The organism is Caldicoprobacter sp., from assembly GCF_047459465.1.
Lineage (GTDB): Bacteria > Bacillota > Clostridia > Caldicoprobacterales > Caldicoprobacteraceae > Caldicoprobacter.
This window is the reverse complement of record NZ_VSCO01000221.1, coordinates 1-1732: the sequence shown is the minus strand read 5'-3', so window position 1 is coordinate 1732 and position 1732 is coordinate 1. Positions and strand designations below refer to the sequence as shown.

The 1732-nt window shown below is 46.0% G+C and carries 3 protein-coding genes; 2 read left to right on the top strand and 1 reads right to left on the bottom strand.

Annotation, left to right across the window (positions count from 1 at the left end; translation table 11 throughout):
* A partial coding sequence (locus FWJ59_RS09550) for a methionine gamma-lyase family protein (protein WP_414481694.1) occupies positions 1–294 on the top strand: 294 nt, incomplete at its 5' end.
* 83 nt (positions 295–377) lie between these two features.
* On the opposite strand, the gene lexA is transcribed toward FWJ59_RS09550, so the two are convergent.
* A complete protein-coding gene (gene lexA / locus FWJ59_RS09545) occupies positions 378–980 on the bottom strand; it encodes a transcriptional repressor LexA (RefSeq protein ID WP_414481693.1) in 603 nt (200 codons plus the stop codon).
* A 185-nt stretch (positions 981–1165) separates the two neighbouring features.
* On the opposite strand from lexA, the gene FWJ59_RS09540 reads away from it, so the two are divergent.
* Positions 1166–1483: a LysM peptidoglycan-binding domain-containing protein gene (locus tag FWJ59_RS09540; RefSeq protein ID WP_414481692.1), complete on the top strand. Its 318-nt coding sequence runs from the start codon at positions 1166–1168 to the stop codon at positions 1481–1483.
* The last annotated feature ends 249 nt before the right edge of the window (positions 1484–1732 follow it).

Below are 1732 nucleotides of genomic sequence, written 5' to 3'. Positions count from 1 at the left end.
CGCTTGAGGAGTGCAGAGGAGCTCATCGCTTTCTGTCAGGCCATACAATCGGCTTCGCCGGTGGACAGCCACGTGCTTCCGTATCCCTGGGATATGCCCGGCTATCGGCATCAAGTGATCATGGCCGCTGGTACCTTTGTCCAGGGAGCGTCCATTGAACTGAGCGCCGATGCGCCACTTAAACCTCCATATGTGGTGTACCTGCAGGGGGGCCTCACTTATGAGCATGTAAAGCTTGCCTTAATGAAGGTGCTGGCTCAAATGTACCGTAAGGGATTCATCAGTCTCCCATGATATAGTATAGTTTATGATATCGCTTTTTCTAATAAACTCTATAAAGCCTTTTTATGATGAATTCATCTCCACTGGATTCATTTTTATTTGAAAAATCGTATCACGCCTATTACTTTGCCCAAGATTGTGAGTTCACGTACTAGGATGGGGTCCATATAACGGTTCTCTGGTTGGAGCCTTATATGGTCCTTTTCTCTATAAAATCTCTTCACGGTGGCCTCATCTCCTATGAGTGCCACTACGATATCCCCGTTTTCTGCGGTGGGCTGTTGTTTGACTATCACATAATCGCCGTCGAAAATTCCTGCCTCAATCATGCTATCGCCTTTCACCTTCAGCATGAAGACGTAGCTGTTTGGCAGTTTTTCGGCTGGAAGGGGAAAGGTATCCTCAATATTTTCTACAGCCAGTATGGGCTTGCCTGCGGTTACCTGGCCTACGATGGGAACGTTAACCACTTCTTTTGTGGTATCCTCCAATACCTCTATAGCTCGAGGCTTTGTAGGCTCTCTTCGTATAAAACCATTCTTTTCCAGCCTTTCGAGATATCCGTGCACAGTGGACGTTGACTTAATGCCCAGGCCTTCGCATATCTCGCGTACCGAGGGAGGGTATCCCTTCGTTTTAAGTTCCTTTTTGATAAATTCCAATACTTTTTGCTGTTTCTCGGTGATATTTTGGTCCATAGCTATTGCTAAACCCCTTTCCGTGTTTGCTGGATGTCATTATTATATCATGCTGGCAGCATAAAATCAAACACGTGTTCGCAAACCCGCTCTTTACCTCCTTGACGGCGAACATAAGTTCGTGTAAAATATAAACAGAGGCACGAACATAAGTTCGTATTCGCAAATAAGAGGGGGTAAAAACTGTGTCAAGGCAGATCAGGATCAAATCCAAAACTAGGTTTTGTATATTCTTGACGGTGGTGACTGCGCTATTTGTTTTGTTGATAGCAGCCATATGGAACGGGGGAAAAGCTGCTGGCGATACGCATTGGATACAGGTAGAGATAGCTGAAGGTGATACCCTCTGGCGCATTGCGGAGCGCACCCTGCCGCCGCATACTGATATTCGGGAGTACATACGACAGATAAGGAAAGTCAACGGGCTTAAAAATTCCAACATAAGAGCAGGTCAAAAGCTGCTTATACCCATTTACGTAAGTAATGGTAATCCTCTAAACTAGCATTTGATTCCCTGTAAAATATAAAAAAGGAAAGGAGCTTTCAAACGCTCCTTTCCTTTTTTGGCAGGGGAGGCAGGACTCGAACCCGCAACCAACGGTTTTGGAGACCGCCTTTCGAGCAGTTAAGCTGCTCGCCTCCAACCCCTTGATTTAAGCGGCTTCCGGCAGCTGGAAGAATTTGCCTTCACACTTTGGCCGTTACCTTTTCTTGTACCACAGTGCCTATCTGAATCGTTACCAATGATATCC

What these genes read in the sequence shown, in the direction of transcription:
- lexA (WP_414481693.1), bottom strand. Translation starts at nt 980, where the DNA reads ATGGACCAAAATATCACCGAGAAACAGCAAAAAGTATTGGAATTTATC.